Origin of the sequence: Arenimonas malthae CC-JY-1 (assembly GCF_000747075.1) — a bacterium.
Classification (GTDB): Bacteria; Pseudomonadota; Gammaproteobacteria; order Xanthomonadales; family Xanthomonadaceae; genus Arenimonas; species Arenimonas malthae.
The window spans coordinates 1-1,920 of the sequence record NZ_AVCH01000212.1 but is presented as its reverse complement, the minus strand read 5'-3'; the positions used below and the strand labels follow the sequence as shown (position 1 = coordinate 1,920).

Annotated in this window: 2 protein-coding genes; both read left to right on the top strand. The window is 74.6% G+C overall.

Translation table 11 applies throughout. The annotated features are described in order from the left end of the window. Positions 1–711 (top strand): homoserine O-succinyltransferase MetX (gene metX, locus N790_RS14215; RefSeq protein WP_043805328.1); only part of this gene is annotated, 711 nt, incomplete at its 5' end. Then, the gene (metB, locus tag N790_RS14210) at positions 708–1,904 is read left to right on the top strand and encodes a cystathionine gamma-synthase (protein ID WP_043805326.1); all 1,197 of its coding nucleotides are present in this window, start codon (positions 708–710) and stop codon (positions 1,902–1,904) included. The genes metX and metB, both read left to right, overlap by 4 nt. The last annotated feature ends 16 nt before the right edge of the window (positions 1,905–1,920 follow it).

Genomic DNA, 1,920 nt, shown 5'->3' with positions numbered 1-1,920 from the left:
CTGGACTGGCTGGGCGCCGACGGCAGCCTGGACGCGCCCGTCGACCCGGCCGACCAGGCCGACGCACTGGCCGCCGTGCTCGACCGCCTTGGCGTCGCGCGGATCGAGGCTTTCGTCGGCGCCAGCTACGGCGCCATGGTGGGCCTGCAGTTCGCGGCGCGGCACGGCGGGCGGCTGGCGAAGCTGGTGGCGATTTCCGGCGCGCACCGCCCGCACCCTTACGCCAGCGCCTGGCGCGCGCTGCAGCGGCAGGTGGTGGCGCTGGGCCGCACCGAAGGAAACGTTTCGCACGCGCTGTCGCTGGCGCGGCAGTGGGCGATGCTGAGTTACCGCACGCCCGAGGAATTCGCCCGCCGCTTCGACGAGCCGGCCGAATGCGTGTCCGGCCAGGTGCGCACCGCCGCCGAGGACTACCTGGCGCATTGCGGCCGCCGCTACGCCGCGCGCTGGTGCTCCACCGCCTTCCTGCGGCTCTCGGAATCGATCGACCTGCAGCGCGTGGACCCGGCCGCCGTCACCGTGCCCACCACCGTGGTCGCGGTGGCGGAAGACCGGCTGGTGCCGCTGGCCGACCTGCAGGCGCTGGTGGAAGGCCTGGGCGGCCCGGCGCGCCTGCGCGTGCTGCGCTCGGAGTTCGGCCACGACGCCTTCCTTAAGGAAGACGCGGCCATCGCCCGCCTGCTGCGCGAATCGCTGGGAGAGGTGGCATGAGCACCCGTTGTCCCGCCACCGTGGCCGTGCGCGCCGGCATCGATTCCGACACCGCCTTCGGCGCCGTCACGCCGCCGCTGGTGCTGTCGAGCAACTTCAGCTTCGCCGGCTTCGACCACAAGCGCCGCTACGACTACACGCGCAGCGGCAACCCCACCCGCGACCTGCTGGCCGAAGCGCTGGGCGAACTCGAAGGCGGCGCCGGCGCGGTGGTCACCGCCACCGGCATGGCCGCCATCACGCTGGCGCTGGAGGCCCTGCTCGAACCGGGCGACCGCCTCGTGGTGACCCACGACGGCTACGGCGGCAGCTGGCGCCTGTTCGACGCGCTGGCGCGCAAGGGCCGCTTCGAACTGGAGCTGGTGGACCTGGGCGACGCCGCCGCGCGCGCACAGGCGCTGTCGCGCCCGGCCCGCCTGGTGTGGGTGGAAACGCCCTCGAACCCGCTGCTGCGGCTCACCGACCTGCGCGCGGTGGCGCTGGCCGCGCACGCCGCCGGCGCGCTGCTGCTGGCCGACAACACCTTCCTCTCGCCGGCGCTGCAGCGGCCACTCGACTTCGGCGCCGACCTGGTGCTGCATTCCACCACCAAGTACATCAACGGCCACAGCGACGTGGTCGGCGGCGCGCTGGTGGCCCGCGACCCGGCGCTGCTGGAAAAGCTTGCGTGGTGGGCGAACGCGCTGGGCCTCACCGGTTCGCCCTTCGACAGCTTCCTCACCCTGCGCGGCCTGCGCACGCTCGACGCCCGCCTGCGCGTGCACCAGGAAAACGCCGCCGCGCTGGCCGAACGCCTGGCCCGCCACCCGGCGGTGCGCGCCACGCACTACCCGGGCCTGGCCACGCACCCGGGCCACGCGCTGGCGGCGAGGCAGCAGCGCGGCTTCGGCGCGATGGTGTCGTTCGAGCTGGCCGGCGGCGTGCCGGCGGTGCGCGCCTTCCTCGACGGGTTGCGGCATTTCACCCTGGCCGAATCGCTGGGCGGCGTGGAAAGCCTGGTGGCGCACCCGGCCACCATGACCCACGCAGCCATGTCGGCCGAGGCACGCCGGAACGCCGGCATCGGCGACGGCCTGCTGCGGCTGTCGGTGGGCATCGAGGCGCTGCCCGACCTGGAGGCCGACCTCGGCGCCGCGCTCGACCGCGCCGCGTTCCTGGCCAAGGCCGCGCCGGCCCGGGCGGTGGCGCGATGAGCGCCGTCGCCGAACC